The sequence below is a fragment of the Streptomyces sp. NPDC029466 genome (genome assembly GCF_055574515.1).
On record NZ_JBVHZH010000035.1, the window covers coordinates 13,215 to 29,373 of the forward strand.

Below are 16,159 nucleotides of genomic sequence, written 5' to 3' on the forward strand. Positions count from 1 at the left end.
CGCCCGCCCCCTCGGCGACGTGCTCCGACGGCCCGCCGCCGGGCTCGTGCGGCGGACCGCGGAGGCTCAGCCGCGGATGATCGCCAGGGCCTCGTCGCGGATCCGGTCGGCGGTGGCGGTGTCGCGGGCCTCGACGTTCAGCCGGAGCAGCGGCTCGGTGTTGGAGGCGCGGACGTTGAACCACCAGTCGTCGGCGGTGACGGTCAGCCCGTCCAGCTCGTCGAGGGTGACGCCGTCGCGGCCCTGGTAGGCGGTCTTGATCGCGGCGAGCCGGCCGGTCTGGTCGTCGACGGTGCTGTTGATCTCGCCGGAGGCCGCGTACCGGTCGTACTGCGCGACCAGCTGCGACAGCGGGCCCTGCTGGCCGCCGAGGGCCGCGAGGACGTGCATCGCGGCGAGCATGCCGGTGTCGGCGTTCCAGAAGTCGCGGAAGTAGTAGTGCGCGGAGTGTTCGCCGCCGAAGATGGCGCCGGTGGTGGCCATCTCCTCCTTGATGAAGGAGTGCCCGACGCGGGTCCGGACGGGCTCGCCGCCGCTCTCCCTGACGACCTCCGGCACCGACCAGGAGGTGATCAGGTTGTGGATGACCGTACCGCCGGGGTGCTTGGCCAGCTCGCGGGCGGCGACCAGGGCGGTGATCGCTGACGGGGAGACCGGGTCGCCGTTCTCGTCGACGACGAAGCAGCGGTCGGCGTCGCCGTCGAAGGCGAGGCCGAGGTCGGCGCCGGTCTCGCGGACCCGGGCCTGGAGGTCGACGATGTTCTTGGGATCCAGCGGGTTGGCCTCGTGGTTGGGGAACGAGCCGTCCAACTCGAAGTACATCGCGTCGAGTTCGAGCGGCAGCCCCGCGAAGACGGTCGGGACGGTGTGGCCGCCCATGCCGTTGCCCGCGTCGACCACGACCTTCAGCGGGCGGATGCCGCTGAGGTCCACCAGGCCGCGCAGATGGGCGGCGTAGTCGCCCAGGACGTCGCGGCGGGTGACGGTGCCGGGCTCGGCGACCGGTTCCGGGGCGCCCTCGTCCGACCACCGCTCGGCCAGTGCGCGGATGTCGGCGAGGCCGGTGTCCTGGCCGACGGGGGCCGCGCCGGCCCGGCACATCTTGATGCCGTTGTACTGGGCCGGGTTGTGCGAGGCGGTGAACATGGCGCCGGGCAGGCCGAGGGAGCCGCTGGCGAAGTACAGCTCGTCGGTCGAGCAGAGACCGATCTGGGTGACGTCCGCGCCGCGGGCCGCCGCACCGCGCGCGAAGGCGCCCGACAGGCCGGGCGAGGAGGGCCGCATGTCGTGGCCGATCACGATCGCGTCCGCGGCGGTGACCTCGACGAAGGCCGCCCCGAACAGCTCGGCCAGGGGTTCGTCCCACTGGGCGGGGACGACGCCGCGTACGTCGTACGCCTTCACGATCTGCGACAGATCAGTCACAGCCAGCCCTCCTGGAGAGTCTCTATGTCCTCCCAACCTACCGGGCGGCCCTGTGCGGTGGCCTGCCGTCCCCGTGTGCCTGCCGCCGCGGCGCCGTAGTTGGCCGGATGCGGCGGGCGGGCGGGCCGGGCCGCCGGGGCGGGTTCAGGAATCCGGGGAGCGCAGCACCCGGAGGTGGCCGCGGCGGGCGACCTCCATGGGGTGGGTGTCGCGGTCACCGGGGGCGTGGGTGCCGCCGGCGGCGCGTTCCTGGGGGCGGGCGGCTTCCCGCACGGCGTTCGCCAGGGCTTCGAGATCGTCGCCGCTGGGGCGGGCCGGGCCGGAGTCGAGGGCGAGGCGGACGACCTCCCAGCCGCGGGGCGCGGTCAGCCGCTCGGAGTGCTCGGCGCACAGGTCGTAGCAGTGCGGTTCGGCGTAGGTGGCGAGCGGTCCGAGCACGGCGGTCGAATCCGCATAGACGTACGTCAGCGTTGCGACGGCGGGGCGGCCGCACGCAGTGCGCGAACAGCGACGTACAGGGCTCACGACGTTGGACGGTACCGCACTCTTGAGCGGGCCGCGACGACTCTCCCCCGGCTCACCCAACCGTGTCGTCCCGCTTCGTCCGATGCGTCTGACCTGCACCCGCTCGACCTGACCTGGACCGGCCGGGCCGGGACGGACCGCCTGCGGCGCGGAAACCCGTCACGACTCGATGCATTTCCTGCCATTCCGGCGTCGATCTGCGATCTCATGCAGGGATGCAAACGAACACATCGCGGACAGGACCGGTCAGCCGACGACATGCCACGTCTTGCCGCGCTCCCCGGTGTCCGGGGGTCCTTGACGGCTACGCTCGATGCTGATGGACAGCCCTGTACCTCCCCGACCGCCGGAGCCGCGGCTCCGGCGCCGCGACCGCCACGGCCGCGGCATGCGCGGCCCGATCGCGCCGCCCCAGGTGCCGCTGTCGGTGACCCGTGCCGAGGCCTTCGTGGATCTTGTCTATGACTCCCGGGACCGGCTGGAGCGCCGCTGGCCACAGCTCTCCCAGGTCGACTTCCTGGTCCTGGAGGTGCCCGGTTTCGGCCCGGACGACGGGCCGGATGCGACCGCCGACACGGAGACCGTGCCCCTGGGGCGGATGCTGCCGGCCGCGGGCGGACATCGCGACCGGATCGTGATCTACCGGAGGCCGGTGGAGATCCGTACGAAGGGCCGCGACGAGCGGGCGCTGCTCGTCCATGAGGTCGTGGTCGAGCAGGTCGCCGAACTCCTGGGGCTGGCCCCGGAGTCGGTGGACCCGCGCTACGGCCAGGAGTGAGGCCGCCGCGCGGGTCCGGGGGCGGGCGGTTCAGTTGGTGAGGACCGACAGGTCCTGGCCCGCGGCCGGGACGAGGACCGAGCCGCGGTCGTCGGGCAGCGGCTGGACGGTGAACGCGGGTACGCCGCCCTGGGGGCGGGCGAGCATCCGGGCCGCGTAGACGGGACCGCTGCCGGCCTCCGGCTCCACCGTCAGGGCGTAGGTCCCCTTCAGCCCCTGCGGGCGGGGCGGCTCGACATCGAGACTGGTGCCGCCCTTGACCGTGTAGGTCTTGGTGACCGGGGTGCCGCCGCCGCTGCCCGCCGAGGCGGTGACCTTCACCTTGGCGTCCTTGCCCTTCTCCGGCGCGACCAGCGACAGGGTGCTGCCGCGGTCGCGGTTGTCGGCGGCGGTGGCGCGCTTCTCGACCGGCCGGGTCGCGGGGATGAACGCCATCTCCTGCTTGGCGCCCTTGCCGCGGGTGACCCGCAGCGCGGCCGTGACCGGGGCCTTGGAGTCACTGTCGGAGGGCGTGAGCACCAGCGAACCGGCCTCGCCCTTGGTGAGGTCCTTGAGGTCCACGGCGGTGGTCATCCCGCTCTTGAGGTGCAGGTTCTCCAGCCCGGCGGGCGTGATCAGCCCGGTCGGGGTGGCCAGTTGGACCTTCAGATCGGCGTCGGACTCACCGGGCGCGAGGGCGACCAGCCGCACGGAGGTGGCGTCCTTCGGGATGCCGGGCAGCACCATGCCCGGCGCCGGGTCGGCGGCGGGCGGCAGCCAGTCGCTGCCGAGCTTGCCGTCGCTCGCCTGGACCGCGGCACCGACCCGGCCCTCGCGCGCGACGACATGCAGCGAGGCGTTGGTGGTGGGCGTGGCGGTCAGCGTGGAGAGCAGCACCGGGACCGTGGTGTGCGGCGGTACGGAGATGTCCTCCCCCGCCGAGCCCGCCAACGACCCGTCCTTGCCGTGGAGTTCGAGGTCGACGACGGCCGGGACCGCGTCGGGGTTGGTGAGGTGGACGTAGTCCTGGCGGCCGGTGGCGGTGCTGACCCCGGGGAACCAGAACGTGGTGTCGGGGGTGGTGCAGCTCAGCCCGAGGAGGCCGCGGCCCGCGCCGGCGGCGACGGAGGTGGTCTGCTGCACGGTCCAGCCGGGCGCGAGCATGCCGTCCGCGGAGCCCACGAGGGCGGGGGCGTCGGGCTTGTCGGTGGTCGCGATGACCGGCTTGCCGGCCTCCTGGAGGGGCACGACGGGCTTGGTGTCGCGGGGGGCGACGGTCTGCCCGGCCGCGTCGTCCGCGGCGCCCTTGCCCTTGTCCTTGCCCTTCTTCCCGCCCTTGCCGCCGACCCCGTCGCCGGCGTCCCGCACGGTCCCGGCGGGCAGCAGCTCGGCGGTGCCCTTCTTGCCGTCCGCACCGGCCGCGGCGCCCTTGGGGGCGAAGGCGGTGTAGGCGGTCTCGCCGACCTCGGAGGAGGTCGGGGCCGGGCAGAGCAGCGCGGAGCGCTGGACGGGCAGCCGACTGCCGCCGCGCGGGGCGTCCCGGCCGTCGCCGTCCGGGGCGGCCACGGCGGCGACGCCGGTGACCGCGGCCAGCGCGACGGCCACGCCGATCAGGGACATCATGGTGCGCTTCACTGCTGGTCGCTCCCGTCACGGCGCGGCTCGGGGTAGGAGCCGGAGTACCCCGGGTACTCGGTGCCGTCGTCGTAGGGCTGCTGGTGCTGCGGCCCGCCGTCGCCGTACTGCTGCTGCCCGTAGCCGTACGGGTCGTAGGCGCCCGCCTGGTAGGGGTCCGCGTACGGGTCGGGGGCCTGGTAGGGATCGGCCGGCGGGTACGGCCCGCCGTACTGCCCGGCCTGGAACGGGTCGGCGGGAGCGTAGGGCTGCTGTCCGCCGGGGTCGCCCGGGGGCACGGTGGCGCCCGGCACGCCCTGCTGGGCGGCCCGCTGGGCGGCCTGCCACTCCTCGTAGGACGGCTGCTGCGGCACCGCCGCATACGGGTCGCCGGGAGCGGTGGGGGCGGCGGCCTGGACCGCGTCCTGGCCGGGGGCCGGTGCGGCCGCCGGGCCGTCGGCCGGGGCGGGCGGCTGCTCGCCGGTGCGCGCGGCGGGGACGCCGGACCCGGCCGCCTCGGGGGCGCCGGCCGCCTCGGCCTGGGCCCGCAGGCGCCGCGCCCGGCGGCCGTCGCCGGACACCGCGGCGGCCTGCGCGGCGGCCGCGTCCTCCGGCAGGTCGTCGTCGATCTCCCGGCGGCGGCCCGGCAGCGCCAGCACCACCAGGACGACGGCGAGCAGGCCCTGGGCCCACAGCCAGAGGGTGTGGCCGATGGGGTTCTCGTGGGTGAGGTCGAGGGTGCCGCCGCCCGCGGGGAGCGCGAAGCCCTGGGCCCAGCCGTCGACGGTCACCGGCTTGAGCGGGGTGCCGTCGACGGTGGCCTGCCAGCCCTCGTCGGCGGCGTCCGCGAGGCGCAGTACCCGGCCGCTGTCTCCGCCGGGCACCTTGGTGTGCGCCTCGACGGGGCCGGCGGGTACGGCGAGGGGCGCGGTGGTCTCGCCCGCGCTGGTGCCGTCCTTGGCCTCGCCCGGGACGATCGAGACCCGCGAGACCCGCCGGTCGACGCGCCACAGGGCGCTGCCGTCGTCCTGGCTGAGCCGGGTCAGGCCCGGCGTCGCGTCCAGCACCCGGCCCATTTCGCGCGGCGCCCCGTCCCTGACCAGGACGTAGCGGACCGCATAGCCGCCGAGCTGGTTGGTCTGGTCGGCGCCGGAGCCGGCCACGAGGTGGGCGACGATGCCGCCGAGCCGCTTGTCCTCGCCCGCCGCGGCGGCCAGATCGGCATCGCCGAGCCGGGCCCCGGAGCCGCGGACGAGGGTGTAGTCGACATGACCGGGCGAGCCGTCGAGGACCAGGGTGCGGGCCCGGTCGGCGGTGCCGGACTCCTCGGCGACGAACGCCGGGACCTGCTCCGGGGTGCGCCGCTCCAGCGGACCGGAAGCGCCGGTGATCATCCAGCTGACCGCGGCGTAGAGCGGGGCGAGCACGGACGCCAGCGCGATCAGCACGGCGACCGGCTGCTTCCAGCCGAAGCCGAGGCTGGCCATCCGGGTCCGGATGCCCTCCGCGCCGATCGCCGCGGCGCACAGCAGCGCCAGCCCGTAGACCAGCATCGCGGGCCCGGTCCAGCCGGAGCCGTTGCCCAGCGCCGCGAGCAGCAGCCCGGTCAGCGCCACCGCCCAGGCGGTACGGATCGCGCGCTGCCGCTCGTCGCGCAGCGTCGCGGCGAGCGCGGCCAGGACGATGCCGAGGAACAGCACGCCGCCGGCGGCCTTGGGACCGCCGGGGCTGAGCCCGATGAGGTCGAGCACGGAGGCCGAACCGGCGCCGTAGTCGAGCCCGGCCTCCTGGAAGAAGGCGGACGGCCGGCTCAGCAACGACAGCGACCAGGGCGCGAGCACCACGAACGGCACCACGGCCACGACCAGGAAGCGCAGCCCGTAGGCGAGCATCTGATCACGGCTGCCGTCCAGGAAGCGCAGCACCAGCAGACCGATGCCGAGCAGTACCGCGATCGGCCAGACGACCGGGGTGAAGGCCATGGTGAAGGTGATCAGCAGGGTGTACGCCCAGGTGGCGCGCCAGCTGGGCCGGGTGCCCACGGGCAGCCGCAGTCCGCTCGCGGCGAGCGCGGCCCGCGCCATCAGGGGCAGCAGGACGGCGAGCACCGCGGTGCCCAGCCGGCCGCCCGCCAGCGCGCCGGCGGCCGCGGGCAGGAAGGCGTAGGCGATGCTGCCCCAGGCCCGCAGCAGCCGGGAGGCGACCAGCGGGCGGGAGGCGAAGTAGGCGGTGAGTCCGGCCAGCGGGACGGAGCAGACCAGCAGCAGGGTGACGGCGAACCCGGTGGAGCCGAAGAAGATGCTCGACACCAGGGCGACGATCGCCAGGTAGGGCGGCGCGGAGGCACTGCCGCCGACGCCGACCGCATGCCAGCTGTCGAGATACGCCGACCACAGGTCGGACACGCTGCCGGGTGCCGGCAGCATCGCGCCGCCGGTCAGCGCGCCGGAGCCGAGCAGTCCGCGGCAGGCGACCAGCGAGACCACCAGCAGCAGGAGGAAGAGCAGCGGGGCCGGTTTGCGGGCGATCCGCTTGAGCCGGGCGAACTGCTCGATCTCCAGGAAGTCGGCGTCATCGCCGCCGGGCCCGGACTCGACCGCGCCGTGCCGGCCGGCCGAGGCCACATCCGGTGCGGCCCGCCCGGCGATGTTGCCGGCGACCTGTTCGACGGTGGCCCGGACGGTGGCGCCGGGTGGCGGGAAGAGCGGCCGCAGCTCGCTCGCGTCGACGGCGGGCCGGCCTCTCCGTTTGCGTGCGGCGAGGATCTTGCCGGGCCGCAGCAGCGTGCCGAAGAGTCCGGCGAGTTCGTCCAGCGCCTGGCCCGGGACCTTGCCGACGAGGTAGGCGAGCACCCGCAGGAAGGTGCCGATCAGCAGCCGCAGGAGAACGTACGGGAGGGTCGCGCCGCGGGTGTTGGCGAGCAGCGTGTAGACCGCGCCGGCCTTGTCGACGCGGTGCGGGTTGGCGACCGAGCGGCCGACGCAGTCGATGGGGCGGCGTTCGCGGGCGGAGGCCTCGGCGTGCCGCAGGATGGCCTCCGGCGCGATCAGGACCTGATGGCCGGCGGCCTGGGCCCGCCAGCACAGGTCGACGTCGTCCCGCATCAGGGGCAGCCGGCGGTCAAAGCCGCCCAACTCCTCGTAGACGTCACGGCGGATGAGCATGCCGGCGGTGGAGACGGACAGCACCGAGCGCACCTGGTCGTGCTGGCCCTGGTCCTGTTCGCGGCGGTCCAGGCCGGTCCAACGGCGGCCGCTGCGCGCGATGCTGACCCCGGCTTCGAGGAGCTGCCGGCGGTCGTACCAGCTGCGCAGCTTGGCGCCGACGATGACGGTGGAAGGGCTGGCGTCGGCGACCCGCAGCAGCTCGGCGAGCGCGTCCGGCTCGGGTGCGCAGTCGTCGTGCAGCAGCCACAGCCACTGGACCGGTTCGCCGTGCGGCAACTCCGGCATCTCGTACGCCTCGTCGCGCCAGGTGCGGGTGACCGGGTCCCAGCCGCTGGGCCGGCGCAGATACGGCAGGTCGTCGGGGGTGAGCACGGGAGCCGTGCGGACCGCTTCGTCGACGGCGGTGCCGAATCCGGAGCGGCGGGCGAGGTGCAGCACCCGCTGGTCCCCGATGGCCTCGGCGAGCAGCTGGGCGGAGTGGTCCGCGCTGCCGGTGTCGGCGCCGATGACGTTCTGCACCGGGCGCTCCTGGCCGAGCAGGCCGGAGAGCGCGTCGGGCAGCCAGCGGGCACCGTCATGGGAGACGATCACGGCGGTGACGACATGCCGTGGGAACTCTGGGGTTGCGGCTGCGTATGAGGCGGTCTGGGCCGCCGACTGGCTGTGCACGGACATCGAGGTACGGGCCCTCCGGACCCGGGAGTTCGAAGGCCCGCGGCGAAGTCGCGCTGGGCCCCCGCCCCCGGAAGACACTGCGACGGACTACGAGGCGACGCGCGCGGCCTGCGGGGCGGCGGCGCATCTCGGACGGGGCCCCACACTAATGGTTCGCGCCGGTGCCCCGACCGGGTCCATACACAGCAGTCCGCCTCCGGCGACCGGGTCGCTGGAGGCGGAGTGTTCGCTATAGGGGGATATGGGGAGTTGAGGGGGTGCGGCGGCGTGGTCCACGGGGCCGCCCGCCGTCGGTCCGGCCGGCTGCGCTGTCATCGTCAGACGGCGGCCTTCTTCAGCCGGCGCCGCTCGCGCTCGGACAGACCGCCCCAAATACCGAAGCGCTCGTCATTGGCGAGCGCGTACTCAAGGCATTCGGACCGGACTTCGCAGGCGAGACAGACCTTCTTGGCCTCGCGGGTGGAGCCACCCTTCTCCGGGAAGAAGGACTCGGGGTCGGTCTGGGCGCACAGTGCGCGCTCCTGCCAGCCGAGCTCCTCATCCGCCTCCTCGACCAGCAATTCCTGGAACAGCTCGGTCATGTGCGCCCCTCGTCTGTCTTTACGTCCCCGTGATCAAGCCGTGATCGATTTCGGCTGAACGACACGAGTGAAATTACAAGTGTGGTGATCCGGGCCAGTCAAGCCGAGATCTGCTATTGAGCCTCTTATTCACTCGGCGGAACCAAGCGGATGCGGAAAGTGTTCAAATCAGTAAAAACCAGGACACTTTCCCGGGCGTGCCACCCGGCACGTCCTCTTCACTCACCAAGACGCGACCAGGCGGCGTTCACGTTGCACCCCGCGCCGCCGAAGCGGGGGAGATCACAGACGGATCACGGGACCGCATCGGCGTTTGAAAGCGCGGTTGCCGGTCGATGTCTCCGCGTCGGAAGCTGCACAAACCTTTCGCCGGGCGGAGTAACCGGATGAGGTGAAAGATTTACGTCAAACCAGACATCCGGTTGACATCGCGGCGCGAACCCGGTCTCCTTGACCCCATGCCAGCGACCCTCGCGCCCCGACCGACCCGTAGCCACGGGTCGCTCTGCGCTGCGCAGGCTCTCTGTTGCTGTCGCTGTTCCAGCTGTTGAAGCCACCGAGCTCCAGCTTTTCGCTCGCACCACCCCGCAGCGCCTTCTGCTCCGCGCCGCCGCGCCACGCCCCCCACAGGGAGAGCCCGCGCCGCGCCGCAGCCCCCGCGTCACCCCAGCACTTTTGCCGAGGAACCCGAAACGCCATGAACAGCGACGTCCAGATCGCCGGCGACCCGCTCGCCATCCCCCACCTGCTGCCGCCCGTCCCCGCCCACCCGGCCACCGTCGCCGGCTTCGCGGGGCTGGCCCGCTCGATCGCCGCCGACCGCGCCGCCTGGGCCCCGCTGGTCCGCTACGACGCCACCACCCGCTGGTACCACCGGCTGCGTACCGGGCCCGGCTACGAGGTGTGGCTGCTCAGCTGGGTGCCCGGGCAGGGCAGCGGCCGGCACGACCACGGGGCGTCCTCCGGTGTGCTGACCGTCCTGGAAGGCGAGTTGACCGAACACGTCGAGGACGGGCCCCGTACGCTCACGGCCGGCGCCCAGCGGGTGTTCGCCCCCGGCTACGTCCACGAGGTCGTCAACGACGCCCTGACGCCGGCCGTCAGCCTGCATGTGTACTTCCCGGGGCTGACCAATATGCCGATGCACCCCAGCCAGGCCACGGACGCCGGGGCCGCCACCGCGCCGCCGGGGATACTGGCGCCCTGACACCGCCCCTCATCGACTCAGCCTCCGGCTGACACACTGCCCACCCGTCGCCCGGCCACCGCCCCTCATGGACTCAGCCTCCGGCTGACAGACTGTCGTCATGCGAATCGTGGTTCTGGCCGGCGGTATCGGCGGCGCCCGCTTTCTGCGGGGACTGAAGGCAGCGGCTCCGGACGCGGACATCACCGTCATCGGGAACACCGGTGACGACATCCATCTGTTCGGGCTCAAGGTGTGTCCCGACCTCGACACCGTGATGTACACGCTCGGCGGCGGCATCAACGAGGAGCAGGGCTGGGGCCGTACCGACGAAACCTTCCGGGTGAAGGAGGAGTTGGCCGCCTACGGCGTCGGCCCCGAGTGGTTCGGGCTCGGTGACCGGGACTTCGCCACCCACATCGTGCGGACCCAGATGATCGGCGCCGGGTATCCGCTCAGCGCCGTCACCGAGGCGCTGTGCGCGCGCTGGAAGCCCGGGGTGCGGCTGCTGCCGATGTCCGACGACCGGGTCGAGACCCATGTGGCCGTCGACGACGAGGGCGAGCGCAAGGCGATCCACTTCCAGGAGTACTGGGTGCGGCTGCGGGCCTCGGTGCCCGCCCATGCCGTGGTCCCGGTAGGCGCCGATCAGGCCAAGCCGGCGCCGGGCGTGCTGGAAGCCATCGCCGCGGCGGATGTGGTGCTGTTCCCGCCGTCCAATCCGGTGGTCAGTATCGGCACGATCCTGGCGGTGCCGGGAATCCGGGAGGCCATCGCGGAGGCCGGGGTGCCGGTGGTCGGCCTCTCGCCGATCGTCGGCGACGCCCCGGTCCGCGGTATGGCCGACAAGGTGCTGGCGGCCGTAGGGGTGGAGGCGACCGCCGCGGCCGTGGCCCGCCACTACGGGTCCGGGCTGCTGGACGGCTGGCTGGTCGACTCCGTCGACGCGGATGCGGTGGCCGAGGTCGAGGCGGCCGGGATCCGCTGCCGGGCCGTGCCGCTGATGATGACGGACCTGGACGCCACGGCCGCGATGGTGCGCGAGGCGCTGGAGCTGGCCGCGGAGGTCCGGGCGTGAACGACGCCGAGGGAGTGCCCGCCTACCGGGTGTGGGCGCTGCCGGGGGTGCCCGAGGTGCGGCCCGGCGACGACCTCGTCAAGCTGATCGTGGCCGCGTCGACCGCCGACGGAGTGCCCCGACTCGTCGACGGCGACGTGCTGTTGGTGACGTCGAAGATCGTCAGCAAGGCCGAGGGCCGGGTGGTCGAGGCCGTCGACCGCGAGGCGGCGATCGATCAGGAGACGGTGCGGGTGGTGGCGCGCCGCGGCACGCTGCGGATCGTGCAGAACCGGCAGGGGCTGGTGATGGCCGCGGCCGGTGTCGATGCCTCCAACACCCCCTCGGGGACGGTGCTGTTGCTGCCGGAGGACCCGGACGCCTCGGCGCGGGCCCTGCGTGCGGGCCTGCGCGCCACGCTCGGCGTCGACGTCGGTGTCGTCATCAGCGACACCTTCGGCCGGCCCTGGCGCAACGGGCTCACCGATGTCGCCATCGGCGCGGCCGGGGTGCGGGTGCTGGACGATCTGCGCGGCGGCACGGACGCGTACGGCAATCCGCTCAGCGCGACGGTGGTGGCCACCGCCGACGAACTGGCCGCCGCGGGCGACCTGGTGAAGGGCAAGGCCGCCGGGCTGCCGGTCGCGGTGGTGCGGGGGCTCGGCCATCTCGTCGGGGAGACCGGCGAGAGCGCCGGGGCGCGCGTCATGGTGCGCAGCCCCGAGGACGACATGTTCCGGCTGGGCACCTCGGAGGCCGTACGGGAAGCGGTGACGGGGCGGCGTACGGTGCGCGCCTTCACCGACGATCCGGTCGATCCGGGGGCGGTCCGGCGCGCGGTGGCGGCGGCGGTCACCGCCCCGGCACCACACCACACCACGCCCTGGCGGTTCGTGCTCCTGGAGACACCGCGGGCGCGGGCGCGGCTGCTGGACGCGATGCGGGACGCCTGGATCGCGGATCTGCGCCAGGACGGCAAGTCGGAGGAGTCCATCGCCAAGCGGATCCGGCGCGGCGACGTACTGCGGGCCGCGCCGTATCTGGCGGTGCCGTGCATGGTGACGGACGGCGCGCACCCCTACCCCGACGCGCGGCGGAGCACGGCGGAACGCGAGATGTTCCTGGTGGCCCACGGCGCGGGGATTCAGAACTTCTTGGTCGCGCTGGCCGGCGAACGGCTCGGCTCCGCCTGGGTGTCGTCGACGATGTTCTGCCGGGAGGTGGTCCGGGACGTGCTCGGGCTGCCGGCGGACTGGGAACCGATGGGGGCGGTGGCCATCGGGCGGGCGGCGACCGCACCGCCGGCGCGCCCGGCACGGGACGCGGACGACTTCGTGGTGGTGCGCTGACCTGCTTCGTCGTGGTGCGCTGACCCGCTTCGTCGTCGTGCGCTGAAGCGCGCGCGGCCCCGCGTGCCGGTCACAGCCGGGCTATGTCCCCCACGGGGAAGCGCGGGGCGCGGCGCGGCGGGACGCGGCCGGACAGCAGGATCAGCCGGGCGGCGCGGTGCCGCTGGCCCTCGTAGGGCGCGAGGAGTTCGAGCATCTCCTCGTCGGTGGTGCCGCGGCGGCCGGTGAGGGCGTAACCGATGATCTTCGGCAGATGCAGATCGCCGACCGTGATCGCGTCCGGGGCGCCGAGGGTGCGCTGAAGCGTCTCCGCTGCGGTCCAGGGGCCGATGCCGGGCAGCGCCATGAGCCGCCGGGTGGCGTCCGCGAGGTCCATCCGCGCGGCCTCCTCCATCCGGCGGGCGGCCCGTACGGCGCGCAGGATCGCGGAGGAGCGCTTGGCGTCGACGCCCGCGCGGTGCCACTCCCAGGAGGGGATCAGCGCCCAGCCGCGCGGCTCCGGCATCACCCGCATCCGCTCCCAGGGGCCGGGGGCGGGCTCGCCGTGCCGCTGGAGCAGCAGGCGCCAGGCGCGGTAGGCCTCGTCGCTGGTGACCTTCTGCTCCAGGATCGAAGGGATCAGCGACTCCAGGACCAGGCCGGTGCGCGCCAGCCGGACGCCGGGGTGGCGGCGGCGGGCCTCATGGACGATGCGGTGGCGGGCGGTCAGCCGCGCCGGGTCGTCGGACTCCCCCAGCAGCTCGGGGAGGCGGTCGAGCAGCCAGCCGGCGCCCGGTCCCCAGCCCTCGGCCTCGATCTGGCCGGCGGCCGGGCGGGCCGCGATACGGAGCGTGCCGGGCCCCTCGGGCGTACGGCAGGCGCGCCACAACTCGCCGTCACGTACCCCGAACGCGGGGTCGCCGGGGCCGCGCTGGAGCACCCCGAGCGTGCGGTGCAGGTCGAGCGGGCCGGGCGGAACCCAGGTACGGGCGGGCATGCGGCCAGGTTAGGCGATGGGGGTGACAGGGGGGTGGGGCGTGGGGCGGGCCGTAGGAGGTGGCGCCACGCGTCACCTCGCGTCCGGAGCCCGTCCGACGCCCCCCTACTGGTCGGACGAGAAGCGCACCGCGCCGGCCGGGATGGCGGCGTCGCACCAGACGCGGAGGCCGGCGCGCAGTTCGTTGTCGGCGCCGATTCGGGCGCCGTCGCCGATGACCGCGCCGTCCAGGACCGTACGGGCCCCGATGTGCGCGCCGGCGCCGATCAGCGAGTCACGGATGTGGGCGCCCGGTTCGATGACCGCGCCGTCGAGGACGGCGCTGCCGTCGATCTCGGCGCCGGCGCCGATGACGGTGCGCGGGCCGACGACGGTGCCGCCGGTGAGCTTGGCGTCGGTGGCGACCTCGGCGGTCTCCAGGATCAGGCGGTCACCGCAGCGGCCGGGCACGGCCGGGGAGGGGGCGCGGCCGAGGACCAGGTCGGCGGAGCCGCGGACGAAGGCCTGCGGGGTGCCGAGGTCGAGCCAGTACGTGGAGTCGACCATGCCCTGGAGGTGGGCGCCGTCGGCGAGCAGGCCGGGAAAGGTCTCGCGTTCCACGGAGACCGGGCGGCCGGCCGGGATGGTGTCGATGACCGACCGGTTGAAGACATAGGCGCCGGCGTTGATCTGGTCGGTGACGATCTCCTCGGGGGTCTGCGGCTTCTCCAGGAAGGCGGTGACCCGGCCGGTGTCGTCGGTGGGCACCAGGCCGAAGGCGCGCGGGTCCTCGACCCGGGTGAGGTGCAGGGAGACATCGGCGCCGGAGGTGCGGTGGGTGCCGACGAGGGCGGCGATGTCCAGGCCGGTGAGGATGTCGCCGTTGAAGATCAGCACCGGGTCGTCGGGGGCGGAGTGCAGCCGCGAGGCGACATTGCGGATGGCGCCGCCGGTGCCCAGCGGCTCCTCTTCGGTGACGTACTCCAGGTGCAGGCCGAGTGCCGATCCGTCGCCGAAATACGGCTCGAAGACCTCGGCGAGGTAGGAGGTGGCGAGGACGATGTGCTCGACGCCGGCCGCCCGGGCGCGGGCCAGTTGGTGGGTGAGGAACGGCACGCCCGCCGCCGGGACCATGGGCTTGGGCGTATGCACCGTCAGCGGGCGCAGCCGGGTGCCCTTGCCGCCGACCAGGAGGATCGCTTCAGTCACCTTGTCTTCTCTGCTTCCTGCTGGGGTCGGCCGATCGGCGGACCAGTGTAGGCAGACGGGCCCCCGGACGGCCCCGCTGGTGGGGCGCTCCCGTGCCGTTCAGGCCACGGGAGGAGGGCGGACGTCGTGGCAGCTAGGACGAGCCCGCCGCGGGAACGGTTGACCCGCCGCGGGAACGGCTGAGTGGTCCCCGCAGCCTGCACCGTGACAGACCCGCGCAAACCCGGAAGATGCCGAAGGTGCCGAAGATGCCGTCGTGCCCGGCCGGGAAGCGGCTCAGCGGCCCTGGAGGTTGGCCGCGGCGAGGCGGGTGGCGGCGAGCTTGTCGTAGAGGTGGACGCCGGGGCAGTCGGTGGTGAAGCCGTCCCGGTGGCCGGAAATGACGTGCAGCGGGACCTTGGTGCCCTTGGGGAAGCGGTTTCCGCCGCCGGACAGCAGCTTGGTGGTGGCGCGCGGATCGACGCCGTAGAGGCCGAGCTTCCAGGCCGTCAGACGGGCGACGGCCTCGACGGCGGGCTGGGGCGGCTCGTCGTCGGTGAAGGTGCCGAGGACGGCGATTCCGGTGCTGTCGGTGTTGAAGCCGAGGGTGTGCGCGCCCATGACGGGTTTGGCGACGCCGCCCGCGCGGCCCTCGTAGACCGTTCCGCACCTGTCGATGAGGAAGTTGTAGCCGATGTCGCGCCAGTGGTTGCTCTTGACGTGGAAGCGGTACATGGCGCGGATCAGTGAAGGGGCCTCGGCGCAGTCGTAGTTGTTGCCCGAGCCGCTGTGGTGGACGAAGGCGGCGCGGACGGTACGGGTGTAGGTGAAGGCCTTTTCGCGCAGCTGCTCGTCGGCGCCCCAGCCGGCCCGGGTGACGATCCGGGGGCGTGGCCCGATGTGGGTGTGGGCCGGCGGCGCCCCGTCCACCGCGGCGATATCGGCCTGGGAGGCGGCCTGGTCGAGGGCCGGGATCTCGGTGGCGCCGAGCGGGGCGAGCTTGGTGTTGGCGGCGGAGGCGGCGGTGGCCTCGGGGGTGAGCGGGGCCGGGGGGTCGGCGTGTGCGCCGCGGACGGCGCGCCGGGGGCTGCCGGGGTCGACGAGTTCCAGCCGCAGTCCGCCGGGGAGGGTGGCCCGGGCGCGGTGGCGGGCCTCGGGGGTGATGCGCAGTTGGACGGCGTCGGAGTCGCCGACCCACAGCGGTGCGGTGCTGCCGCGTACCTCGCTGTCGCGCCGCTCGGCGGAACCGAGGTCGGGGGCGTCGTCGTTGTGGACCTGGACGTCCTGCCAGCCGGACCAGTCGCCGCTGCCGGTGGCGCGGGTGCGGACCTGGACCCGGCCGTGCAGCTCGGCGGCGGCGTCGTCCCAGACGACCCCGAGGAGCGAGAACGGCCGTACGGTGCGGGCCGGCAGGCCGAGCGACTGGGGTGTGGGCGCCGGGGTGGCGTCCCGGGCGTCGGGGCGCGGGGCGGGTGCGCCGAGCGCCGCCACCGGCAGGGACTGGGTGCTGCCCGGCAGCTCACCGGAGCGGTGGGGGTGCGGCGCGGCGGCGGGGGCGGCGTTCGCGCCGGCCACCGGCACGAGGGGCAGGGCGAGGGCGGCGGTGCACACGGCTCCGAGACAGGTCGCAAGGAAGGGGCGCATGGTCAAAATCCTGGACATGTCCGGGGCGAACGCGCC

12 protein-coding genes are annotated in these 16,159 nt (G+C 74.0%); 4 read left to right on the forward strand and 8 right to left on the reverse strand.

Going from position 1 to position 16,159, the window contains the following annotated elements:
* Positions 1–66: 66 nt before the first annotated feature.
* Together ACZ4XD_RS24885 and ACZ4XD_RS24890 are read right to left on the reverse strand one after the other, a co-directional pair.
* Complete coding sequence (locus tag ACZ4XD_RS24885; RefSeq protein WP_468045483.1) at positions 67–1,425, reverse strand: phosphomannomutase/phosphoglucomutase; 1,359 nt, start codon at positions 1,423–1,425, stop codon at positions 67–69.
* A 144-nt stretch (positions 1,426–1,569) separates the two neighbouring features.
* Positions 1,570–2,010 (reverse strand): DUF3499 domain-containing protein, encoded by a 441-nt coding sequence (locus ACZ4XD_RS24890; RefSeq protein ID WP_078885876.1) that lies wholly within the window; start codon positions 2,008–2,010, stop codon positions 1,570–1,572.
* A 259-nt stretch (positions 2,011–2,269) separates the two neighbouring features.
* On the opposite strand from ACZ4XD_RS24890, the gene ACZ4XD_RS24895 reads away from it, so the two are divergent.
* The gene (locus ACZ4XD_RS24895; RefSeq protein WP_468045485.1) at positions 2,270–2,728 is read left to right on the forward strand and encodes a metallopeptidase family protein; all 459 of its coding nucleotides are present in this window, start codon (positions 2,270–2,272) and stop codon (positions 2,726–2,728) included.
* 30 nt (positions 2,729–2,758) lie between these two features.
* On the opposite strand, the gene ACZ4XD_RS24900 is transcribed toward ACZ4XD_RS24895, so the two are convergent.
* The 3 genes from ACZ4XD_RS24900 to ACZ4XD_RS24910 all read right to left on the reverse strand — a co-directional run bounded on the left by ACZ4XD_RS24900 (position 2,759) and on the right by ACZ4XD_RS24910 (position 8,744).
* A complete protein-coding gene (locus tag ACZ4XD_RS24900; RefSeq protein WP_468045487.1) occupies positions 2,759–4,342 on the reverse strand; it encodes a DUF5719 family protein in 1,584 nt (527 codons plus the stop codon).
* Entirely contained in the window at positions 4,339–8,163 is a 3,825-nt protein-coding gene (locus tag ACZ4XD_RS24905) for a glycosyltransferase family 2 protein (protein ID WP_468045489.1), read from the reverse strand. Before ACZ4XD_RS24905 ends, ACZ4XD_RS24900 begins: the two co-directional genes overlap by 4 nt.
* Positions 8,164–8,480: 317 nt before the next feature.
* Positions 8,481–8,744, reverse strand: coding sequence for a WhiB family transcriptional regulator (locus ACZ4XD_RS24910; protein ID WP_003983763.1), 264 nt, complete (start codon positions 8,742–8,744; stop codon positions 8,481–8,483).
* A gap of 697 nt (positions 8,745–9,441) precedes the next feature.
* On the opposite strand from ACZ4XD_RS24910, the gene ACZ4XD_RS24915 reads away from it, so the two are divergent.
* The 3 genes from ACZ4XD_RS24915 to ACZ4XD_RS24925 all read left to right on the forward strand — a co-directional run bounded on the left by ACZ4XD_RS24915 (position 9,442) and on the right by ACZ4XD_RS24925 (position 12,336).
* Positions 9,442–9,951, forward strand: coding sequence for a cysteine dioxygenase (locus tag ACZ4XD_RS24915; protein WP_468045491.1), 510 nt, complete (start codon positions 9,442–9,444; stop codon positions 9,949–9,951).
* Positions 9,952–10,051: 100 nt separating this feature from the next.
* On the forward strand, positions 10,052–11,008 hold the full coding sequence (gene cofD, locus ACZ4XD_RS24920) for a 2-phospho-L-lactate transferase (RefSeq protein ID WP_467122057.1): 957 nt from the start codon (positions 10,052–10,054) through the stop codon (positions 11,006–11,008).
* Entirely contained in the window at positions 11,005–12,336 is a 1,332-nt protein-coding gene (locus ACZ4XD_RS24925; protein WP_468045493.1) for a coenzyme F420-0:L-glutamate ligase, read from the forward strand. Before cofD ends, ACZ4XD_RS24925 begins: the two co-directional genes overlap by 4 nt.
* A gap of 70 nt (positions 12,337–12,406) precedes the next feature.
* Here ACZ4XD_RS24925 and ACZ4XD_RS24930 read toward each other — a convergent pair whose 3' ends face one another.
* The 3 genes from ACZ4XD_RS24930 to ACZ4XD_RS24940 all read right to left on the reverse strand — a co-directional run bounded on the left by ACZ4XD_RS24930 (position 12,407) and on the right by ACZ4XD_RS24940 (position 16,123).
* Positions 12,407–13,312, reverse strand: coding sequence for a DNA-3-methyladenine glycosylase family protein (locus ACZ4XD_RS24930; RefSeq protein WP_468045495.1), 906 nt, complete (start codon positions 13,310–13,312; stop codon positions 12,407–12,409).
* A 105-nt stretch (positions 13,313–13,417) separates the two neighbouring features.
* Positions 13,418–14,500 (reverse strand): mannose-1-phosphate guanylyltransferase, encoded by a 1,083-nt coding sequence (gene manB, locus ACZ4XD_RS24935; protein ID WP_468045497.1) that lies wholly within the window; start codon positions 14,498–14,500, stop codon positions 13,418–13,420.
* 276 nt (positions 14,501–14,776) lie between these two features.
* Positions 14,777–16,123, reverse strand: coding sequence for a peptidoglycan recognition protein family protein (locus ACZ4XD_RS24940; protein ID WP_468045499.1), 1,347 nt, complete (start codon positions 16,121–16,123; stop codon positions 14,777–14,779).
* Between the last annotated feature and the right edge of the window lie 36 nt (positions 16,124–16,159).

Bases quoted from the DNA above. Each gene is read 5' to 3' on its own strand.
- ACZ4XD_RS24910 (WP_003983763.1), bottom strand. From the start codon at position 8,744: ATGACCGAGCTGTTCCAGGAATTGCTGGTCGAGGAGGCGGATGAGGAG.
- ACZ4XD_RS24940 (WP_468045499.1), bottom strand. From the start codon at position 16,123: ATGCGCCCCTTCCTTGCGACCTGTCTCGGAGCCGTGTGCACCGCCGCC.
- ACZ4XD_RS24915 (WP_468045491.1), top strand. From the start codon at position 9,442: ATGAACAGCGACGTCCAGATCGCCGGCGACCCGCTCGCCATCCCCCAC.
- cofD (WP_467122057.1), top strand. From the start codon at position 10,052: ATGCGAATCGTGGTTCTGGCCGGCGGTATCGGCGGCGCCCGCTTTCTG.
- ACZ4XD_RS24930 (WP_468045495.1), bottom strand. From the start codon at position 13,312: ATGCCCGCCCGTACCTGGGTTCCGCCCGGCCCGCTCGACCTGCACCGC.
- ACZ4XD_RS24905 (WP_468045489.1), bottom strand. From the start codon at position 8,163: ATGTCCGTGCACAGCCAGTCGGCGGCCCAGACCGCCTCATACGCAGCC.
- ACZ4XD_RS24895 (WP_468045485.1), top strand. From the start codon at position 2,270: ATGGACAGCCCTGTACCTCCCCGACCGCCGGAGCCGCGGCTCCGGCGC.